Here is a 19469-nt window from a genome sequence, read left to right as displayed (position 1 = left end):
CGCCCTTCTCCGCCAGCCACTCGTTCTTGTGCTCCTCCGAACCGAACTTGTGGATGGCGGCCATGGCCAGCGAGCCCTGCACGGACACGAAGCTGCGCAGCCCGGAGTCCACCGCCTCGAGCTCCCTGCAGGCCAGGCCGTAGGCGACCGCGCTGGAGCCGCCGCAGCTGTAGCCGTCCAGGTGCATGCCGAGCACTCCCAGGTCACCGAAGGCCTTGGCCAGCCCGCGCGGGTCCGGGAGGGTTCCGGCCTCGAACCAGTCGGCGACGTTGGGCAGGAGCTCACGGGTGGAGAACTCGCGGACGGCGTCGCGGATGTCGCGCTCGGTGTCGGAGAGCTCGGCGTCCACGGCCAGGAAGTCGAGGGGGTCGGGGGCGGCGGCCCTGCGCTTGGAGTCGCTCATGGTGGGTGTCCCTTCGTGGTGCTTGCGTGTGTGGGGTCGGTGCCGGGGCGCGGGCCCCGGCTCAGCCGACGTCGGTCTGCTGGACGGCGCCGCTGGCCAGGAGCGCCGCGATCCGGTCCGGGGTCAGGCCGAGCTCGGCCAGGACCCGCTCCGAGTGCTGTCCGAGCAGCGGAGGGGCGGTCATCGGCACGGGGGTGTGCTCCATGCGAAAGCCCGCCCGCACCTGCTCCAACGGTCCGGCCGTGGGGTGTTCCACCGTGCGCAGGACGTCGTCGCCGTTGGCGTCGGCGGTGCGCAGCGCGTCCAGTACCCCGCGGACCCTGCCAGCCGGGACCCCGGCCTCGACCAGGACCCCCATCCAGTGCTCGGCCGGCCGTTCCCGCAGCGTCGCCGAGAGCTCCGCGACCAGTTCGTCCCGGTGCGCCACCCGTTCCGGGTTGGTGGCGTACCGGGGGTCCCGGCCCAGGTCGGGGCGGTCGATCGCGGCGCACAGCCGCTGGTACAGGGCGTCGTTCCCGGCGGCGATCACCACCTCCGCGTCCTTGGTGGGGAACACCTGGTAGGGCACGATGGTCGTGTGGGCGTTGCCCACACGCGCCGGTTCGGCTCCGGTGACCAGCGCCTGCTGTGCCAGGTTGACCAGGCTCGACAGGGTGGAGTTGACCAGCGAGACGCTGATGTTCTCGCCGCGTCCGGTCACCCGGGCCCGCATGAGCGCGCCGAGGATGCCCACTGCCGCGTTCAGGCCGGTCAGGACGTCGGTGAGCGCCACACCCACCTTGCTCGCCGGACCGTCGGCGGGGCCGGTCGTGGCCATCAGCCCGCTCTCGGCCTGCACGACGATGTCGAACCCGGGGCGGGTGGCGGGATCGTGCTCCGGGCCGAACCCGCTCACCGAGCAGTACACGACCGCCGGATTGCGCGCGCTGACCTGCGCGTACCCCAGTCCGAGCCGGTCGATCACCCCGGGCCGGAAGTTCTGGATCACCACGTCCGAGGTGGCGCACAGCTCCTGGACGGCGGCCAGACCCTCGGGGTCCTTCAGGTCCACGGCCAGGCTCCGCTTGTTCCGGTTCACGGACAGGAAGTAGGCGGCCTCGCCGGGGGAGTGGTCCGCCCGGTGCTCCTCGGTGGGCCCGGCGTAGGGCGGACCCCAGGAACGGGTGTCGTCGCCCCGACCGGGCTGCTCCACCTTCACCACCTCGGCGCCCATGTCCGCGAGCAGCATGGTGGCGTAGGGGCCCGCGAGCACGCGGGACAGGTCGGCGATCCGCACACCGGCGAGGGGGAGCGGGGCGTCCTCCCCTGTTCCGTCCGCAGGATCGGGCTGGGGACTGGTCTCACTCATGGGGGGTCACTCCTTGCCGTCGAGGCTGGCGGGATCCTCGGGGCCGCAGGGCAGCTGGTCGCCGTCCCGCAGCTGGTAGTAGGTCTCCAGGCAGCGGCGGAGCGCGGTGGTGAGCGCGGCGCCGGACTGGCCCGCGTAGCGCGTCTGGACCCGCTGGACGATCTCCGCGATGTCGTCGGTCACCGAGGCGCCCTCGACCAGGGCACGGAAGAAGTCCTTGGCGAGGTCGGTCAGGAGCGTGGTGTCCGCGGCCACGATCCGGCCGTCCGCGGAGTCCACCGCGAGCACGACCCCGAGCCGCTGGTACTGGGAATGGCTCGCCACCGAGTCGGGAAGACGGGCGTAGCCGGAGATGAGCACAACCCTCGGGTTGCGGAAAAGCTGCTGAACACGGTCGTCGCCGTACAAAGGAAGAGCACCTCTTGTCTGCGGGCACGCGAAAACTCCAACTCACTGGAGTCTCGCGTCTGAAGGGCAGCCGGGGGAAACCGGACACCCGCGACGTGAGGGCAGTTCCCGATCAGTATGGCCCAGCCGGGACGGTCGGTGTCAAGGGCGGGGGTGGTCCGGGGCACACGGGCGCGGATGCGCGCCCACGGGAGCTTGTGTTACATTTCGGCACAGGTCACGAGTACCAGCGACAAGCCCCGGCTAGCTGGTCGGCAACCCTCCTTCCGCGGTGGGGTGCCCCGGGTGAGGACCAGGTCCCGACACGACCGTGTCAGACAAGCGCGGACCCCTGAGGCGCGGCCGTCATCGGCGTACCCCGTGGGTCCCACGACCCACAGAAGAGGTGCCCCATGACCACTGTCATCCCGTTCGACTCCACGCGCTCCAGCCGCTCCGCCGCCAGGGACGCGGCCCGCGACGCCAGGGCCCGCACCGAGTGCGCGATCGTCACCGCCGAGGGTGGGACCCCGCTGGTCACCGGCGAGTACGTGGACTACGCGAACTTCGACTACGCCGCCAGTGCCCCGTGTCTGACCAGCGTCGCCGACGCGCTCGCCGCCGCCCTGCCCTACTACGCCAGCGTCCACCGGGGCGCCGGGCACCACTCACAGGTCAGCACTGACGCCTACGAACGCGCCCGCCGCAGCGTCTCCCGGTTCCTGGGCGTGCGCACGGAGGCCGACGCGTCCGGCTCCGCTGACGCGGTCGTGTTCGTGCGCGGCACCACCGACGCCGTGAACCTGCTGGCCCGCGCCGTCCCCGAGGGCTGCACCGTGGTGGTCTTCGAGTCCGAGCACCACGCCAGCCTCCTCCCGTGGGAGCACCCGGCCTCGCGCGCCGGGAAGGTGGTCCGGCTGCCGCTGCCCGCGTCGCCCGAGGCGGCCGTCACCGCCGCCCGCACCGCGCTCGCCGAGGCGCCCGAGGGTCCCCGGCTGCTGTGCGTCACCGCCGCCTCCAACGTCACCGGTGAGATCTGGCCGGTCGAGGAGCTGGTGGAGGCCGCCCACGCCGAGGGCGCCCGCGTGGTGGTGGACGCCGCCCAGTACGTGCCGCACCTGCCGTTCAGCCTCGCCGCGACCGGCGCGGACTACGTGGCGCTGTCCGGTCACAAGCTCTACGCCCCCTTCGGCTCGGGGGTGCTGGCGGGCCGCGCCGACTGGCTCTCCGCCGCAGCCCCCTACCTCGCGGGCGGGGGAGCCACCCGCAGGGTGACCGAACACGACGTCCAGTGGAACGACCTCCCCGCCAGACACGAGGCGGGCAGCCCGAACGTCCTGGGAGCCGTGGCACTGGCGGCGGCCTGCGACACCTTCACCACCGAGACTCTCTCCCTCCAGCACATCCGCGAGGCCGCGCTCCTGGAGCGCCTGCGCGCCGGGCTGGGCGAGATCGAGGGTGTGCACGAACTGTCCCTGTGGGACCCCGAGCACGCGCGGGTCGGGATCGTGTCCTTCGTGGTCGACGGCCTGCCCGCCGACCTCCTGGCCGCCGCGCTCTCCGCCGAGTACGGGATCGGGGTGCGGGACGGCCTGTTCTGCGCCCACCCCCTCACCACCCGCCTGCTGCCCGAGGGGCACGAGCAGGCCGTGCGGGCGAGCCTGGGCGTGGGGACCACCGAGGAGCACGTGGACCGGCTCGTCGGAGCCGTCGCCGACCTCGTGGCCCGGGGCCCGCTCTGGGAGTACGCCGACTGCGACGGCCGCCTCGCCCCGGTCCCGGACCCCCGCAACGTGCTCTGAACCCGTTGCGGTGCGCGGGCGGTTCGGCCGGGGTCCGGGCCGCCTGCTGTCGTTCGGTCGGCCCTCACCGGTGCCGCGCGCCTTCCCGGGCCCTGGCACACCACCTCTCCCCACACCGCGTTCTGGCCGAATCGGGCCACATCCGGTAGCGCCCGGCTCTCTCGGGCACAGCCAGTGGGGGCCTCGGTGGAGACGTGGTTGCTGGTGTGGGCCCTGGTGATCTTCGGGCTGTGCTCGGGGGGAGTCTGCGTCCTGTGGGTCCGCTGGGTGCGGGAGCTGGGAGGCACCGACTCCGGGGCGTTCGGGAAGGGCGTGGGACCTCGGACTCAAGGAACCTTGTTACGCATGACCCCACATTCGACGCACTAAGTCACATTTCACGCTTAGGTGTGCTGGGGATCACGTTCCCAGACGGTACTATCGGGCCCTGACGGTGGGGCGCGCCGTCGCCGGACCCGACCGGTCCGCACCGACGACGCGGCCCGCCTCCCGCGAGCGAACCGGCTGGGGGAGCGTGAACGTGACGGACGTCCGAGGACCCAAGACAGGTCCCCTCACGGCCGTGTTCCGAGCGACCGAACCCCCGCGCGTGCCCGAGCAACCATCACCGGTGGTCAGCCTCAGCGCGCGCGGCTGCCCGCCGCCCGACCCCGCCGAGACCGAACTGGTCCGTCTGCACCAGGCCTTTCTCGGCCGCGTGGTCGACTACCTCTGCGCGGACGCCGGGATACGCCAGTTCGTGGACTGGGGCTGTCCGGTGCCCGGCACCGCAGAGCGGATCCGCCGGGCCAACGCCGACGCCACCGTGGTGCACCTGGCCCCGACCGGAGCAGCGGGGGTGCTGGCCGCTCCCGCGCTCAACGCGACGGTTCTGGCCGGGGACGGTGCCGGTGACTCCGGGACGGACACCGTGCTCCGACGCCTCCACACCAGCGGGCTCGTCGACTTCGACGAGCCCGTCGCCGTACTGATGACCCGACCCGGCACCGAACAGGAACCGCCAGCCGGGCTCGACACACTGCACACGATGATGCGCGGCGGCGGATACGTCGCCCTCACCTCCACGGCTCCCCGCCCCACGGCGGAGCGGGCCTTCGCCCCTTTCCTCCCCGTCGAACCGGGGGTCGCCGACCTGACCTGGTGGCCCTATCCGGACGAGGACGTGCCCGCCCCGGGGTGTGGAACCCTGGGCGGACTGGGCCGCGTGCCCAGGCGAGGAAGGGGAGCGACGCGATGGCGCTGAACTGGAACGGCGAGATCCTTGCCCAGATGAGGTTCTACTGGGACTTCTCGCTGTGGCCCAGGCTCGAAGGACTGACGGACGCGGAGTTCTACTGGGAGCCGGTCCCGGACTGCTGGACGGTGCGCCAGCTGCCCGACGGCCGCCACGCCCCGGACGGCGCCTATCCCGAGCCCGAGCCACCGCCGGTCACCACCATCGCCTGGCGCCTGGGGCACATCGTGGTGGACGTGCTGGAGGCCCGGATCAACTGGCACTTCGGCGACCGCACCACCAACCGCGACAACATCGACTGGCCCTCCACCGCGGCCGAGGCCAAACAGCGCCTGCGCAGGGCCTACACCACCTGGTCCGAGCACATCCAGGAGCTCGACGACGACGCTCTGGCCGAGCCGGTGGGAGGCGCCGAGGCACCCCAGTGGTCGGACTTCCCGCTGGTCGTGCTCATCCTGCACCTCAACCGCGAGTTCATCCACCACGGCGCCGAGGTCGCCCTCCTGCGCGACCTCCACAGGGCGCGCTTCGGGGAGAGTCCCGGCCCCTGGTCCGCACCGGTCTCCTAGAGCACGTGCAGGGGGTCCACCCGGACCTGCACCAGGTGTTCGTCCCGGCGCGCGCTGCGTGCCGAGGCGGCCGCCTTCAACGCACGGGAGAGGTCGCCCACCGCCGAGCGCGGCACGCGCAACAGCGCCCGCTCGGTCACGTGGTCACCGTTCTCCCCGGTCTCGGAACCCACCGGAACCGGTCCCAGCAGCTCGGCGGACTCGGGCAGCCGGATCTGGTCCAGCAGCTCGCGCACGTGCTCGGGGGCGCCGGTGATCGAGGCCATCGACACCGCGGGGGGAAACCCCAGCCCGCGCCGCTCGGCCAGCTCGCGCTCGGCGAACCCGCCCGGGTCCCAGCGCACCAGTGACTGCACCACCGGCAGGGACGCGTCCGCCGACACCACCACGGTGCCGCCCGGCCGCACCAGCGCGGCCGCGTTGAGCCAGCGGCGCAGCGCCTCCTCCGAGGCGCGCAGGTCGGCCCGGTTGAGCAGCGCCCAGCCGTCCAGGAGAACCGCCGCCGCGTACCCGCCGTCCGGGACCACGGGCTCGGCCCCCGGGGTGGACACCACCAGCGAGGGTTTGTTCGGCACCTCCGCCAGGACCTCGTCCCGGCCCGAGGTGCGCACGGTCAGTGACGGGAAGGCCCGGCCCAGCTCCTCGGCGGTTCGGCGGGCGCCCACCACCACCGCGCGCATACGGGTCACTCCGCACTCGGCGCAGGCCCACTGCCCGGCCACCCGGCCGCACCACCCGCAGGAGGGCACGGCGTGCGCCTCGCGGATGGCCAGCGGCCCGTGACACTCCCCGCAACGGGCCGGTTCGCGACAACCGGCGCACGCCAGGGCGTTGAGATAGCCGCGGCGCGGCACCTGGAAGAGCACCGGACCCTCGCGCGCGCCGTCCCTGGCGGCCTTCAGGGCCAGGCTCGGCAGCCGTGCGCTTCGCGCGGCCTCGTCCCGGGCCAGCTCGCGGTCGTCCCCGGCGGGTTTGACGAGGGGCGCACGGCTGCGCAGGGTCGCCCGGTCGGCGACCAACGGCAGCGCCCACCCGGACTCGATCAGCAGCTGGGTGTCGGTGGTGCGGGTGTGGCCGCCGAAGAGCGCGCCCGCCCCCGACATGTGCGCGCGCATCGCCAGGACCGTCCGGGCGTGCGGATAGGGCGCGTGCGGGTCCACGTGCACGTCGTCCCCGTCGTCCCACAGCACCACCAGACCCAGGTCGTGGACGGGAGCCAGGAGGGCCAGACGCGACCCCACCACCACCCTGGTTCGCCCGTGCAGCACCGAGAGCCAGCGTCGATAGCGCGGGGTCGGCCCCAGGTCGGCGGGCAGCGCGGCGTGCCGTCCCTCGCCCAGGTGACGGGTCAGAGCGGCGTCCACGGCCTGGACGTCACGGCTGTTGGGGACCACGACCACCGTGCCGCGACCGGCCTCCAGGGCGGCCCCGGCGGCCACGGCGACGGCGTCGGCCCACTCGGGGCCGGGCAGGGCGTTCCACACCGCGCGGGCCGGACGCCCCTCGCGCAGGGCCGTGACGAACCCCGGACCCTCCGGATAGTCCCGCCAGGGACCCGGGTCCGTCGCCACGGCCTCCCGCTCCGCCTGGTTCTCCTCGTCCGGTGGGGTCTCCCGCTCCACCCTGACCCTGCGCGGTGGAAGGGCCAGCTTGGCCACCTCGTTGAGGGTGCCCGCGTACCGGTCCGCCACGGCCCGGGCCAGCTCCAGGATCTCCGGGGACAGCACCGGCTCGGAGGAGACCACGGAGTCCAGGTAGAGCAACTGCCCGGCGAAGTCCGACCGCTCCACCCGCTCCGCCAGCAGCCCCGACAGCAGGCGTCCGTGGAACCACACCTTCACGCGGCAGCCGGGCACCGCCTCCGCGTCCTGGTCGCCGGAGACCTGGTAGTCGAAGTACCGGTCCAGGTGGGGGAGCGGGGTGTCCACGATGACGCGCGCCACCGGAAGGCTCGCGGCGGGCCTCCGGGGCTCGGGGCGGGACGCCTCCTTGGCCCTGGCCTTGGCCAGCGCCTTGGGGTCCAGCAGTTCCGACACGTCGAAGAGGCCGTCGTCGGGCTGGTCGGGCTGCTCAGTCATCACCCTTGGTTTACCAGAACCCGCCGACAACACCGCCTTTCCCGCTCGGGAGCCCCCACGGGTACTGGTAGAACAGTGATCCGTAGGCGCAGCGGAGGGGGACCCGAACATGAAGCTTGTCTTTGCCGGAACACCGGAGGTGGCGGTGCCCTCACTCAGGGCGCTCATCGACTCCGAACACGAGGTCGCCGCGGTGGTCACCCGGCCCGACGCGCGTGCTGGTCGCGGACGCCGGGTCTCGGCCAGCCCCGTCGCGGAACTCGCCGAGAGCGAGGGCATCGAGGTCCTCAAGCCCGCCAAGGCCGGGGACCCCGAGTTCCTGGCGCGCCTGTCGGAGATCGCCCCCGACTGCTGCCCGGTGGTGGCCTACGGCGCCCTGTTGCCGCAGTCCGCGCTGGACGTACCCAAGCACGGCTGGGTGAACCTGCACTTCTCCCTGCTGCCCGCGTGGCGCGGCGCGGCCCCGGTCCAGCACGCCGTCCTGCACGGAGACGACGTCACCGGAGCCTCCACCTTCCGTATCGTCAAGGAACTGGACGCCGGGCCGGTCTACGGCACCCTCGCCGAGACGGTCCGCCCCACCGACACCAGCGGGGAGCTCCTCGGGCGCCTCGCCGTGTCCGGAGCGGGGCTCCTGGTGCGCACCGTGGACGGTATCGCCTCCGGGGAACTGAGCCCGGTCCCGCAGCCGGACGCGGACGTGTCCTACGCGGGCAAGCTCACCACTCTGGACGCGGAACTCGACTTCACCGCGCCCGCCCAGCGCGTGGACCGGGTCGCCCGCGCGTGCACGCCCGCGCCCGGCGCCTGGACCACCTTCCGGGGCACGCGTCTGAAGCTGGGCGCGGTGCGGCCGGTCACCGACGCCGACCGGCCCGAACTCGACCCCGGCCAGCTGCACGCGGACAAGAAGCGCGTCATCGTCGGCACCAGCACCCACCCCGTCGAGCTCGGGTGGGTCCAGCCGCAGGGCAAGAAGGAGATGGCCGCCGTGGACTGGGCCCGTGGCGTGCGTCCCACCGATGACGACCGACTCGGCCGCTGAGCTGCCGTACTCTCAGACCTGGCGTGCGTGAACGCGCGTCGGCACCCGTCCCCGGCTTGTTGAGGCAGAGCACACGTTGAGCGAGCAGTCCCGGTCCCGGAACCAGCGTCCCCGTAAGGGTGGAAAGCCCAGGCAGGGCGGTGGCCACCGGAGCGGGCCGCCGCAGCCCCGCGATCCCGCCCGCCGTGTCGCCTACGACGTGCTGCGCGCGGTGGAGCAGCGCGACGCCTACGCGAACCTCCTCCTGCCCGCCCAGCTCAGTGAGCGCGGCATCCACGGCCGGGACGCGGCGCTGGCCACCGAGCTCACCTACGGGACGCTACGCCGTCAGGGCACCTACGACGCGATCCTGGAGACCTGCGTCGACCGCTCGCTGGCCTCGGTGGACGCCGAGGTGCTTCCGCTGCTGCGGCTCGGCTCCCACCAGCTGCTGTCCACGAACATCCCGCCGCACGCCGCCGTCAGCGAGACCGTGGACCTGGCCCGCCGCGTGGTGGGCCAGCACCGGGGCAAGTTCGTCAACGCGATCCTGCGCAAGGTGAGCGCCCGCGACCTGGACGCGTGGATCGAGATCGTCGCCCCCGACCGCGAGCGCGACCCCAGCGGCTACCTGTCCGTGGTCCAGAGCCACCCGCGGTGGGTGGTCAAGGAGCTGGCCCGCGCCCTCGGAGAACGGGCCAGGGACGGTCTGGTCCGGACCGAGGAGCTGTTGGTCGCGCACAACGAGCGCCCCAGGGTCACCCTCGTGGCCAAGCCCGGCCGCGCGAAGGTCGCCGACCTGGAGGAGTCCGGGGCGCTCCCGGGCCGCTACTCACCCTTCGCCGCGTACCTGCCCGAGGGCGACCCGGGGCTCGTCCGCGAGGTCCGCCAGAACCGGGCGGCTGTCCAGGACGAGGCCAGCCAGCTCGTCGCCCTCGCGCTCTCCCGAGTGGACGCCAAGGGCGATGACCGCCTGTGGCTGGACATGTGCGCCGGCCCCGGGGGCAAGGCCGGGCTTCTGGCCAGCCTGGCGGGCCAGGGCGAGGCCCGCCTGGTGGCCTCCGAGCTCCAGCCCGCCCGCGCCGGTCTGGTCGCCAACGCCGTGCGCCGCGCCCCCCGCGACGCGGGCCGCGCCATCGTCGCGGACGGCACCCGACCCGCGTGGAAGCCGGGTTCCTTCGACCGCGTCCTTGCCGACGTGCCGTGCACCGGCCTGGGCGCCCTGCGCCGCCGCCCGGAGTCCCGCTGGCGCCGGGGGCCGGAGAACGTCACCCAGTTGGCCCCGCTCCAGCACGACCTGCTCACCCGGGCGGTCGAGTCCGCGCTCCCCGGCGGCGTGGTCGCCTACGTGACCTGCTCGCCGCACCTGGACGAGACCGACGGGATCGTTCGGAAGGTGCTGGACGAGCGCGACGACCTCGAACTCCTGCGCGCCCCGGACTACCTCGACGAGGTCCCCGACCTCGCCGCGGGCCCCGAGGGGAAGTACGCCCAGTTCTGGCCGCACGTCCACGGCACGGACGCCATGTTCCTCGCCCTCTTCCGGCGCAAGCCGGAGTAGGCGGACGGGACACCACCCCTGGGCCACCGTGCCCAGGGGTGTCTTTCGGACATTGGGGAATCTACGCCGTAAAGGCGATGCTCAGTCGGTGCCGGTCGCGACCACCACGCAGATCATGCAGGAGTTGCCCGCCTCCCTGAGCAGGTAACGGTAGGACTCGGCCCGCACCTCCTCGCCGCGCGCGTCCTGATAGGACCAGCGCACGTGCGCCCAGACGAGTCGGTCGGTGAGCTCCTCGATCCCAAGGATCTCGGGGACGGCCTCGACCATCCCGCGCTCCCGGTAGCCCTCCGCAGAGCCCGCGAAGGCGCCTCTGACGTCCTCGGGCGACGCCACGGGGATGCTCTCGACGTCCCCCGCGACGTAGGCCGGATAGCCGTACCGCGCGGCCACCCCGTCCAGGTCGCCGCGCACCAGCTCCCGGCTGTAGGCCTCCAGGAAGTCCCTCAGCCCGTCCTCGTCCAACATGGTTCCCCCTCGGTCGGTCGTGCCCCCGAGGCACACCTGCCCCGAACCCGCCCCGATACACTGCTGACGTGGCAATTCAGATCTCTCCCAGCATCCTCAGCGCCGACTTCGCGCACCTCGCCGACGAGGCCGCACGCGTCCCCAGCGCGGACTGGCTGCACGTCGACGTCATGGACGGACACTTCGTCCCGAACCTCACCCTGGGCCTGCCCATCGTGGAGTCCCTCCTCAAGGCGACCACCACGCCTCTGGACTGCCATCTGATGATCGAGGACCCCGACCGATGGGCCCCTGCCTACGCCGAGGCGGGCGCGGGCAGCGTCACCATCCACGCCGGGGCCGCCAACGCCCCCGTGCGCACCCTGCGCGAGATCCGCAGGCACGGCGCCCGCGCCGGACTGGCCCTCAACCCCGCCGAACCGGTCGACCCCTACGAGGACCTGATCGGCGAGATGGACATGCTCCTGCTCATGACCGTCGAACCCGGCTTCGGCGGACAGCGGTTCCTGGACCTCGTGCTGCCCAAGATCCGCCGGGCCCGCGAACTCCTCGACAACCGGGACGCCTCGGTGTGGCTCCAGGTCGACGGCGGAGTGAGCGACGAGACCATCGAACGCGCCGCCGAGGCCGGAGCCGACGTGTTCGTGGCCGGTTCCGCCGTCTACGGAGCCCAGGACCCGGACGGCGCCATCGAGTCCCTGCGCGCCCAGGCCCGCAAGGCCAGCCCGCTCGCCTGACCGCGTCCGGTAACGATCGCGGCGCGCCGGGCCCCGGGGCCTGGCCACCGCGGGCGGCCCGCCCTATGCTGCCCGCTGTAGTCGTCGATTTCGCTTGGTCGCGGCTCCGTCTTCCCCCCGGGGGAGCGGCGCGGCGTGAGCGCGTTGCCAGGCGCGGACCCGTGGAGTACGCGTGAGGACCACCGAGCACCTGGCCATGGACGCCCTCTGGGAGGCGGAGAGCGAGATCATCCGCTGGCTGCAGGGGCTGACCGAAGGCCTCGCCCCCCTCCTGGGGGCCGTCACCTTCCTGGGCTCGCAGGGCGTCATCATCGTCCTGCTGGTGACCGTCTTCTGGTGCTTCCACGCGGGCCTGGGCGCCCGGCTCTTCGTGGCCGTCATCGCCTCGGCGGTGGTCAACAACCTGCTCAAGTCGGTGCTGTACGGGTCCCGGCCCTACTGGTTCGACGCCCGCGTCACCGGACACGCGCAGCACGGCAGTTTCGGGATGCCCTCGGGGCACAGCCAGGCGGCGGTGGTGACCTACGGCTATCTCGCGGCCAGGTCCGGCCGCCGGGGCCTGGTGTGGGCGGCCGTCGCGGTGATCGCCCTGGTGGCCCTGTCCCGCGTCCTCCTGGGCGCGCACTACTTCAGTGACGTCGTGGTGGGACTGGCTGTGGGCGGGGGCCTTCTGTGGCTGGTGCTGCGCTACGAGGACCGTGTGCTGGCCTGGTGGCTCTCCCTGGACACGGTGCGCTGGGTGTCGTACCTGCTGGTCGCCGCTCTGGTGCCGTGCGTGGTCGCGATCGTCTGGCAGACGATCGTACGCGGGGACTGGGTCGTTCCGACCACCGAGTGGATCGGCGCCACCCCCGCCGACCCGGCCGGGCACACCCTGGTCGGGCTCCACACCACCTGCGGCGCCCTGCTCGGCGGGGTCCTCGGCTTCACCCTGCTGTACCGGCGCGGCTGGTACAGCGCTGAGGGCACCGTCACGGCCCGCGCCGCCCGGTTTGTCCTCGGGATCTCCGTGGTCGTCCTCATCCTGGTGGTGGATCGGGTCCTCTTCCGGGACCTGGAGGGCCTGCCCTCGGCTCTGGTGTCGTTCCTGGTCTACGGTGCGGTGGCCCTCTGGGCGTCCTTCGGGGCACCGGAGATGTTCGTGCGCGGCGGCCTGGCCCGCCGCCCCGAACCGCCCTCGCGGGAGGGGACTTCGGCCTCCGGTACGCAATGAACCCCGTCACACCGGCTATGCGCCGGGTGGGGGAGGGGTTACCATCGAGTCGTTAGACAACAGTCAAACGCGTGCTCCGGGGTCGGTGAAAGTCCGAACCGGCGGTGACAGTCCGCGACCCGGTCGATTCCATCGACCGGTTGAACCGGTGGAATTCCGGTACCGACGGTTAAAGTCCGGATGGGAGGCAGTGCGCGTTGGGGCGGGTCCGAGCCGTGCCGAACCTTGGCGACGGTTTCGTGTTCCGTCCCTGTCGTGGACCCGTGATTCCACACCCTTTTCCCCGGAGCCGTGCCAGGCGAAGGGACGTAGGGCGTGTTCACCGGAATCGTCGAGGAACTCGGCAAGGTCGTCTCCATCCAACCCACCGGGGCCAACGGTGAGGCGGCTCTGCTCACCGTGGACGGACCCCTGGTCAGCTCCGACGCCGGGCTCGGTGACTCCATCGCCGTCAACGGCGTGTGCCTGACGGTCGTCGCTCGCGGTGAGGGCACCTTCACCGCCGACGTGATGAAGGAGTCCCTGGACCGCTCGTCCCTCGGCGCCCTCACCCCCGGCGCCCCCGTGAACCTCGAACGCGCCGCCCGCACCGACGGTCGCCTGGGCGGTCACATCGTGCAGGGCCACGTCGACGGCACCGCCACGCTCCTCTCCCGTGATCCGGGTGACAAGTGGGACGTCCTACGGTTCGGCCTGTCCCCGCAACTCTCCCCGTACGTGGTCGAGAAGGGTTCCATCACGGTGGACGGCACCAGCCTCACCGTGTCCGCCGTGAGCGCACCCGGAGCCGAGGACGAGTTCTTCGAGGTCAGCCTCATCCCGGCCACCCTGGAGGCCACCACCCTGGGCGCCCTGGCGGTCGGTGCCGCCGTGAACGTCGAGGTGGACGTCATCGCCAAGTACGTGGAGCGCATCACCGCGGTCTCCCGGGCCCGCGCGCAGGACGGCACCCGCGCCTAGCGCACCGCCACCACCCACCGAGACCCACCACCCACCACGCACCTTCAGGAGCGGGAATGACCGTCACCGACACCCCCCCGGCCGCCGACACCGGACAGGCCGTCGTCCTCGACCGCATCGAGGACGCCATCGCCGAGTTCGCCCAGGGCAGGGCCATCGTGGTGGTGGACGACGAGGACCGCGAGAACGAGGGCGACATCATCTTCGCCGCCGAGCTCGCCACCCCCGAGCTGCTGGCCTTCATGATCCGCTACACCTCCGGAGTGGTGTGCGTGCCCATGGAGGGAGAGGACCTGGACCGCCTCGACCTGCCGCTGATGACCGCGCGCAACGAGGAGAGCCTGCGCACCGCCTACACGGTGACGGTGGACGCCCGCGAGGGCGTCAGCACCGGTATCTCCGCCGCCGACCGCGCCCGCACCATCCGCCTGCTGGCCTCCGAGGAGAGCGGCCCCGTGGACTTCGTGCGCCCCGGCCACATCCTGCCGTTGCGCGCCCGCCCGGGCGGCGTCCTGGCCCGGAGGGGCCACACCGAGGCCTCCGTGGACTTCGCCCGCCTGGCCGGTCTGCGCCCCGCCGGTGTGCTCGCCGAGGTGGTCAACGACGACGGCACCATGGCCCGCCTGCCCCGGCTGCGCGAGTTCGCCGACGAGCACGGCCTGAAGCTGGTGTCGGTCGAGCAGCTCGCCGCCCACCGCGCCGCCCTGGGCGAGACGCTCACCGAGGAGGAGGCCCACCCCGCGCTGGTCACGCGCATGGTGGAGACGCGCATGCCCAACCAGTACGGGGAGTGGCGCGCGATCGGCTTCAAGGGCACCGCGGACGGCGCCGAGCACGTCGCCCTGGTCCTCGGCGACCTGACCGACGGCGACGACGTCCTGGCCCGCCTGCACTCGGAGTGCCTGACCGGCGACGCCTTCGGCTCCCACCGCTGCGACTGCGGCGCCCAGCTCGACGCGGCCATGGCGGCCGTGGCCGAGGAGGGGCGAGGGGTGATCGTGTACATGGGCGGTCACGAGGGCCGGGGGATCGGCCTGCTGCACAAGCTGCGCGCCTACAGCCTCCAGGACCAGGGCGTGGACACCGTCGACGCCAACCTGCGCCTGGGCCTGCCCGCCGACGCGCGCGAGTTCGGCGCCGGCGCGCGCATCCTCGCCGACCTCGGGGTCGCCTCGGTGCGGCTGCTGTCCAACAACCCGGCCAAGGCCGAGGGCCTGGAACACCACGGGGTGCGGGTGAACGAACGGGTGGCCATGCCGACCTTCGTCACCGACGACAACCTCTCCTACCTGCTGACCAAGCGCGACCGCATGGGCCACGACCTGGCCGCCGTCGCACGCTAGAAGCACCCTCCACCCCCCGGTTCACCATCCACTCCCATCCCAGGAAAGGCCGGTCATGAGCGGCACAGGACGTCCGGACGAACACCAGGTCGACGCCTCGGGGCTGTCGGTGGGCCTCGTCGTCACCCGGTGGAACGAGGCGATCGTCGAGCCGATGCTCGCCAACGCGCTCGCCGTGGTGAAGGCCTCAGGGGCCGCCGATCCCGTCGTGGTGAGGGTCGCCGGGGCCGTGGAGATCCCGGTGGTCGCCCAGGAGCTGGCGCGCAGGCACGACGCGGTGATCGCCCTGGGCGCGGTCATCCGCGGCGGTACCCCGCACTTCGACTACGTGTGCCAGTCGGTCACCCACGGTCTGACCGAGGTGGCCCTGCGCGAGTCCACCCCCGTGGGCAACGGTGTGCTCACGTGTGACACCCTGGAACAGGCGCGTGACCGCGCCGGACTCCCGGGAAGCGTCGAGGACAAGGGCGCCGAGGCCGCTTCGGCCGCCCTGGACACGGCGGTCGCGCTGCGCGGTCTGCGTCGCTGATCCCACCCTCCTGGTCGCGCGCGCCCGCGCCTGGCCGGACGGTGACCGGGGTGAGGCACGCCCGAGGGCGTGGAGATGGAGCAGTTGGTGCGGACGAGGGAACTACCTGTGGACGAGGCGTCGAGCAAGGCGGCCCTGCCGAGGACCTGGCGGCCCCGTGCGGTGCGTCTGGTCGCGTACGGCCTGGGCGTGCTGATCGTGGGGACCATGGTCGTGCTGGCCGTGATCCTGCCCGCCGAGTGGCGGATGATGGACCGTTTCCTGGTCGTGGGGCTCGGGCTGGCGGTGGCGGCCGGGCTGCACATGCTGGGCCGTCCCCGGCTGATCGCCATGGAGCGCGGGGTGGTCGTCATCAACGGTGTCCGCACGCACCACCTGGCCTGGCCGGAGGTCCTGGACATCCGGATGCCGGTCGGCGAGCCGTGGCCCTGCCTGGACCTGTCGGACGGCACGTCGCTGCCGGTGATGGGCATCCAGAGCACCGACGGAGAGTACGCCCAGCGCGGTCTCGCCGAGTTCCGCTCCATGCTGGACCGGGGCGAGGGCCGCGAGCCCGACCTCCCCGAAGGTCCTCTTTCGTAGACGCGACCGAATCGAGCCCCTGTTTCCTGGAGGAACGGGGGCTCTTTCGTGTTGCGTTGGGCACATAGGTTGATACCAAGGCCCATGAGCGGACCGGGGCGGCCCGCCGGGGGAGTCGTGGAAGAGGTGCAGCGTGCGAGATGTCCGAGCGAGCGTGTCCGAGCTGTACGCCTCGGGGGAGACCTTCGCCGTGGCCACGGTGATCGACACCTTCAAGAGCGCGCCTCGTGACGCGGGCGCGGCCATGCTGGTGAGCGCCTCCGGTGAGGTCGCCGGCAGTGTGTCGGGCGGCTGCGTGGAGGGTGCCGTCTACGAGGAGGCCCTGGAGGCGATCCGCACGGGTGTGCCCGTGCGCCGCACGTACGGCGTCAACGACGACGACGCCTTCAGTGTCGGCCTCACCTGCGGGGGAACCCTGCACGTGTTCGTCGAACCGGTGAACCGGGCGACCTACCCCCAGCTGGGCGCGGTGATCGGTGNNNGGTGGCGGTGGCCCCCGTCGTGGCCGATCCCTCCGACGCCTCCCGGGTGGGCCGCCGCCGCGTCGTGTGGCCGGGGAACGCCGAGGGCGACCTGGGCGAGGGCGGTGAGCGCCTGGCCGCCGCCCTGGACGACGACGTGCGCGGCATGCTGGCCCAGGGCAGCACCGGTCTGCTGCACTACGGCGTGGACGGCCAGCGGCGCGGTGACGAGCTGGAGGTGTTCGTCCAGTCGTTCGCCCCGGCGCCCCGCATGCTGGTGTTCGGCGCCATCGACTTCGCCGCGGCCGTCGCGGATCTGGGCTCCTACCTGGGTTACCGGGTGACGGTGTGCGACGCCCGTCCGGTGTTCGCCACCGCCAAGCGGTTCCCGACCGCCGAGGAGGTGGTGGTGAAGTGGCCGCACGTGTACCTGGACGAGATCGCCGACGAGATCGACCAGCGCACCGCGATCTGCGTGCTCACCCACGACCCCAAGTTCGACGTCCCCGTGCTCAAGCGGGCGCTGTCCACCGAGGCCGGATACATCGGCGCGATGGGTTCCCGGCGTACGCACGAGGACCGCGTGGAGAGGCTCCGCGAGGCCGGTGTGGAGGAGGAGGCGCTGGCGCGTCTGCACTCGCCCATCGGACTCGACCTGGGTGCGCGCACTCCTGAGGAGACGGCGGTGTCCATCGCCGCCGAACTGGTGCGCACCCGGTGGGGCGGCAGCGGCCGGGGTCTGAGCGAGACCAGCGGACGGATCCACCGGGACACGCCACCGACACCCCTGGTTCCGGCCGGATTCGGCCAGTCCAAGGGGTGAACCGAAACCGACCCGGGGGTGAAGGGCCAGCTCAGGGCGGTGATACCGGACCCGGCTGCGGAGCCGTGCCCACGACCTGGTCCAGGCGGCCCACTCGGGGCCCCCGGCCGTGGCATCATCGCGTCATGGGTACGGGGGAGCGAGGAGACATGCGTTCGGGTGCTGTGGCCGGTCTGCTGCTCGCGGCGGGTTCGGGGAGCAGGCTCGGCCGCCCCAAGGCCCTGGTCGAACTCGCGGGCGAACGCCTCGTGGACCGTGGCACACGCACCCTCACCGAGGGCGGATGCACCCCGGTCCTGGTGGTTCTGGGCGCCGTCGACACCACCGTGTCCGGCGCGGTGACCGTGCACAACCCCGACTGGCCCACGGGGATGGGATCCTCGGTCCGCGCCGGGATCGACGCGATGCCCGACACCGTCGACGCCCTGCTGGTGGCCCTGGCCGACCAGCCCCTGGTCACTCCCGAGGCGGTCCGGCGTCTGGTCGAGGCCTACGGCCAGGGCGCCCGGGCCGCTGTGGCCACCTATCACGGCAATCCCCGCAACCCCGTCCTGCTGGGCCGCGAGCACTGGTCCACGGTCTACTCGATGGCCGAGCAGGACGTGGGCGCCCGCCCCTTCCTGCGGGCCTACTCCCACCTGGTCACCGCGGTGGTCTGCGACGACGTCGCCAGCCCCGAGGACATCGACACCGAGGAGGACCTGGCCCGACTCACGGAGGCGCTCGGGGGAGTGTGAGGGCCCGCTACGGCATCGTCCGCGGACGGTGCGCGGGTGTTCCACGACGGGGTCCACTGGGGTCACACCGGACACGCTCACGGCCGACCCAGCTCAGAAACGGTTCGCTGTGGACGAGGTCCACGGCGAACCTGACGGGGGCACCGCACGATCCCGCCTCGGGGCAGTTCGCCGTGGTGGCCCGGACCGCGGACTGATCAGCCCAGCGACTCGGCGAGGATGCCGAACGTGTGCTCCACGCTCTCACCAGGGGCCAGGACGATCAGGTCGGTGCCGCTGTTGAGGGCGTCGGGCGGGCAGGTCATGGGTTCGGCCGCCAGGTGGGCCCGGTGGAGGTCGCCGCCGAGGGAGTCGGAGCTGAACAGCTGGAGCCACCCGTAGCCCCGGCCCGCCCACAGGCACACCCGGTGGTCGGGTCCGCTCAGCCGCACCCAGGCGCGCCCGTCACTGTCGCGGTCGAGGTCGGTGAAGGCGGTGTCCAGCTGCGTCGTGCCCGGGTTCCGGCCGGGCGGGCGCAGGTCGTACTCGGTTCCGGACACCGGTACCGGGTCGCCCACGGGCACCAGCGTGGCGTCAGCGGGCTGACGGCTCCCGGCGGTGGCCTCCAGCCGCACCTCGCCCCGCTCCACCAGGTCCCGGAAGGGCGCGCCCAGGGTGAGGTAGGGGTGGAAGCCCAGGCCGTACGGGGCGTCCGAGTCCCCGGTGTTGCGCGCCGTGACGGTGACCGTGAGCCCGTGCGCCGCCGAGGCGTCGGCGGTCAGGCGGTAGGCGGCGGTCAGTTCCAGCGGGAACGGGTATCCGGGAGTGCCGGGGAAGTCCAGACGCAGGGTCACGTCCTCCTCGGAACGCTCCTGGGTGGACCACGCCACCTCGCTGACCAGGCCGTGGATCGCGGAACCGGTCTCCGGGTCGTTGACGTCCAGCCGGTACTCGGTGCCCTGGAAGGTGTAGCGGGCCGAGGCCACCCGGTTGGGCCAGGGCGCCAGCAGCTGCCCCTGGGAGGCGATGGGACCCGACTGGCGGGTGTAGGGCCAGACCAGGTCGTGTCCCCGCCAGGAGAGCGCCTGCAACCCGGCCCCGGTACGGTCGACGCGCGCCCGGTACTCCCCGGCGCGCAGCTCGAACACCTCAGCCACCCGTTCACCCTTCTCCCCGTGGTCCGGCACACCGCCGAACCGGGAGATCATAGCGTGTCCGACGCCTCACCCGG

Annotated in this window: 18 protein-coding genes, 1 pseudogene and 2 riboswitches; of the genes and pseudogenes, 13 read left to right on the top strand and 6 right to left on the bottom strand. The window is 72.6% G+C overall.

Annotated elements, in window-relative coordinates; translation table 11 throughout:
- The 3 genes from D452_RS0121300 to D452_RS0121290 all read right to left on the bottom strand — a co-directional run.
- A partial coding sequence (locus D452_RS0121300) for an acyl-CoA dehydrogenase family protein (protein WP_026129534.1) occupies window positions 1-403 on the bottom strand: 403 nt, incomplete at its 3' end.
- A 61-nt stretch (window positions 404-464) separates the two neighbouring features.
- Window positions 465-1751, bottom strand: coding sequence for a CaiB/BaiF CoA transferase family protein (locus tag D452_RS0121295; RefSeq protein ID WP_017546168.1), 1287 nt, complete (start codon window positions 1749-1751; stop codon window positions 465-467).
- Between the two features lie 6 nt (window positions 1752-1757).
- Complete coding sequence (locus D452_RS0121290) at window positions 1758-2159, bottom strand: DUF3870 domain-containing protein (protein ID WP_026129533.1); 402 nt, start codon at window positions 2157-2159, stop codon at window positions 1758-1760.
- Window positions 2160-2374: 215 nt separating this feature from the next.
- A riboswitch (SAM riboswitch) is annotated at window positions 2375-2489 on the top strand.
- A gap of 62 nt (window positions 2490-2551) precedes the next feature.
- Between D452_RS0121290 and D452_RS0121285 the strand changes: the two genes are divergently transcribed.
- The 3 genes from D452_RS0121285 (at window position 2552) to D452_RS0121275 (ending at window position 5743) form a co-directional block, all read left to right on the top strand.
- The gene (locus tag D452_RS0121285) at window positions 2552-3940 is read left to right on the top strand and encodes an aminotransferase class V-fold PLP-dependent enzyme (RefSeq protein WP_017546166.1); all 1389 of its coding nucleotides are present in this window, start codon (window positions 2552-2554) and stop codon (window positions 3938-3940) included.
- Between the two features lie 520 nt (window positions 3941-4460).
- Complete coding sequence (locus tag D452_RS0121280; protein ID WP_193374265.1) at window positions 4461-5183, top strand: SAM-dependent methyltransferase; 723 nt, start codon at window positions 4461-4463, stop codon at window positions 5181-5183.
- Window positions 5174-5743, top strand: a complete 570-nt coding sequence (locus D452_RS0121275) for a DinB family protein (RefSeq protein WP_017546164.1) — start codon at window positions 5174-5176, stop codon at window positions 5741-5743. Before D452_RS0121280 ends, D452_RS0121275 begins: the two co-directional genes overlap by 10 nt.
- Here D452_RS0121275 and D452_RS0121270 read toward each other — a convergent pair.
- Window positions 5740-7821 (bottom strand): primosomal protein N', encoded by a 2082-nt coding sequence (locus tag D452_RS0121270; protein ID WP_017546163.1) that lies wholly within the window; start codon window positions 7819-7821, stop codon window positions 5740-5742. The genes D452_RS0121275 and D452_RS0121270 overlap by 4 nt on opposite strands.
- Before the next feature lie 109 nt (window positions 7822-7930).
- Here D452_RS0121270 and fmt point away from each other — a divergent pair, with 109 nt between their 5' ends.
- Together fmt and D452_RS0121260 are read left to right on the top strand one after the other, a co-directional pair.
- Complete coding sequence (gene fmt, locus D452_RS0121265; protein WP_026129531.1) at window positions 7931-8866, top strand: methionyl-tRNA formyltransferase; 936 nt, start codon at window positions 7931-7933, stop codon at window positions 8864-8866.
- Window positions 8867-8942: 76 nt separating this feature from the next.
- Complete coding sequence (locus tag D452_RS0121260; RefSeq protein WP_026129530.1) at window positions 8943-10406, top strand: RsmB/NOP family class I SAM-dependent RNA methyltransferase; 1464 nt, start codon at window positions 8943-8945, stop codon at window positions 10404-10406.
- An 81-nt stretch (window positions 10407-10487) separates the two neighbouring features.
- On the opposite strand, the gene D452_RS0121255 is transcribed toward D452_RS0121260, so the two are convergent.
- Complete coding sequence (locus D452_RS0121255; protein ID WP_017546160.1) at window positions 10488-10874, bottom strand: hypothetical protein; 387 nt, start codon at window positions 10872-10874, stop codon at window positions 10488-10490.
- A gap of 68 nt (window positions 10875-10942) precedes the next feature.
- Between D452_RS0121255 and rpe the strand changes: the two genes are divergently transcribed.
- The 8 genes and pseudogenes from rpe (at window position 10943) to D452_RS0121215 (ending at window position 18259) form a co-directional block, all read left to right on the top strand.
- Window positions 10943-11611 carry a ribulose-phosphate 3-epimerase gene (rpe, locus tag D452_RS0121250; protein WP_017546159.1) on the top strand — a complete coding sequence of 223 codons (669 nt, stop codon included), beginning with the start codon at window positions 10943-10945 and terminating at the stop codon, window positions 11609-11611.
- 196 nt (window positions 11612-11807) lie between these two features.
- Window positions 11808-12824 (top strand): phosphatase PAP2 family protein, encoded by a 1017-nt coding sequence (locus tag D452_RS0121245; RefSeq protein ID WP_040694524.1) that lies wholly within the window; start codon window positions 11808-11810, stop codon window positions 12822-12824.
- A 67-nt stretch (window positions 12825-12891) separates the two neighbouring features.
- Window positions 12892-13022, top strand: a riboswitch (FMN riboswitch).
- A gap of 117 nt (window positions 13023-13139) precedes the next feature.
- Window positions 13140-13784 (top strand): riboflavin synthase, encoded by a 645-nt coding sequence (locus D452_RS0121240; RefSeq protein WP_017546157.1) that lies wholly within the window; start codon window positions 13140-13142, stop codon window positions 13782-13784.
- A 56-nt stretch (window positions 13785-13840) separates the two neighbouring features.
- Entirely contained in the window at window positions 13841-15127 is a 1287-nt protein-coding gene (locus tag D452_RS0121235) for a bifunctional 3,4-dihydroxy-2-butanone-4-phosphate synthase/GTP cyclohydrolase II (RefSeq protein ID WP_017546156.1), read from the top strand.
- A gap of 55 nt (window positions 15128-15182) precedes the next feature.
- The gene (ribH, locus tag D452_RS0121230; protein WP_017546155.1) at window positions 15183-15656 is read left to right on the top strand and encodes a 6,7-dimethyl-8-ribityllumazine synthase; all 474 of its coding nucleotides are present in this window, start codon (window positions 15183-15185) and stop codon (window positions 15654-15656) included.
- 108 nt (window positions 15657-15764) lie between these two features.
- On the top strand, window positions 15765-16238 hold the full coding sequence (locus D452_RS0121225) for a PH domain-containing protein (protein WP_017546154.1): 474 nt from the start codon (window positions 15765-15767) through the stop codon (window positions 16236-16238).
- A 133-nt stretch (window positions 16239-16371) separates the two neighbouring features.
- Window positions 16372-17522: pseudogene (locus tag D452_RS28750) on the top strand (XdhC family protein).
- 164 nt (window positions 17523-17686) lie between these two features.
- Window positions 17687-18259, top strand: a complete 573-nt coding sequence (locus tag D452_RS0121215; RefSeq protein WP_017546152.1) for a nucleotidyltransferase family protein — start codon at window positions 17687-17689, stop codon at window positions 18257-18259.
- A gap of 197 nt (window positions 18260-18456) precedes the next feature.
- Here the strand turns inward: D452_RS0121215 and D452_RS0121210 are convergent, their stop codons facing one another.
- Window positions 18457-19446, bottom strand: a complete 990-nt coding sequence (locus tag D452_RS0121210; protein WP_017546151.1) for an aldose 1-epimerase family protein — start codon at window positions 19444-19446, stop codon at window positions 18457-18459.
- Window positions 19447-19469 lie beyond the last annotated feature (23 nt).

The organism is Nocardiopsis prasina DSM 43845, from assembly GCF_000341265.1.
In the GTDB taxonomy this organism is placed as follows: domain Bacteria; phylum Actinomycetota; class Actinomycetes; order Streptosporangiales; family Streptosporangiaceae; genus Nocardiopsis; species Nocardiopsis prasina.
Note: the sequence above shows the minus strand (reverse complement) of the source record. Positions and strands in the feature narration are given on the sequence as shown.

Bases quoted from the DNA above. Each gene is read 5' to 3' on its own strand.
- D452_RS0121295 (WP_017546168.1), bottom strand. From the start codon at position 1,751: ATGAGTGAGACCAGTCCCCAGCCCGATCCTGCGGACGGAACAGGGGAG.
- D452_RS0121285 (WP_017546166.1), top strand. From the start codon at position 2,552: ATGACCACTGTCATCCCGTTCGACTCCACGCGCTCCAGCCGCTCCGCC.
- D452_RS0121275 (WP_017546164.1), top strand. From the start codon at position 5,174: ATGGCGCTGAACTGGAACGGCGAGATCCTTGCCCAGATGAGGTTCTAC.
- D452_RS0121270 (WP_017546163.1), bottom strand. From the start codon at position 7,821: ATGACTGAGCAGCCCGACCAGCCCGACGACGGCCTCTTCGACGTGTCG.
- fmt (WP_026129531.1), top strand. From the start codon at position 7,931: ATGAAGCTTGTCTTTGCCGGAACACCGGAGGTGGCGGTGCCCTCACTC.
- D452_RS0121255 (WP_017546160.1), bottom strand. From the start codon at position 10,874: ATGTTGGACGAGGACGGGCTGAGGGACTTCCTGGAGGCCTACAGCCGG.
- D452_RS0121245 (WP_040694524.1), top strand. From the start codon at position 11,808: ATGGACGCCCTCTGGGAGGCGGAGAGCGAGATCATCCGCTGGCTGCAG.
- D452_RS0121235 (WP_017546156.1), top strand. From the start codon at position 13,841: ATGACCGTCACCGACACCCCCCCGGCCGCCGACACCGGACAGGCCGTC.
- ribH (WP_017546155.1), top strand. From the start codon at position 15,183: ATGAGCGGCACAGGACGTCCGGACGAACACCAGGTCGACGCCTCGGGG.
- D452_RS0121210 (WP_017546151.1), bottom strand. From the start codon at position 19,446: ATGATCTCCCGGTTCGGCGGTGTGCCGGACCACGGGGAGAAGGGTGAA.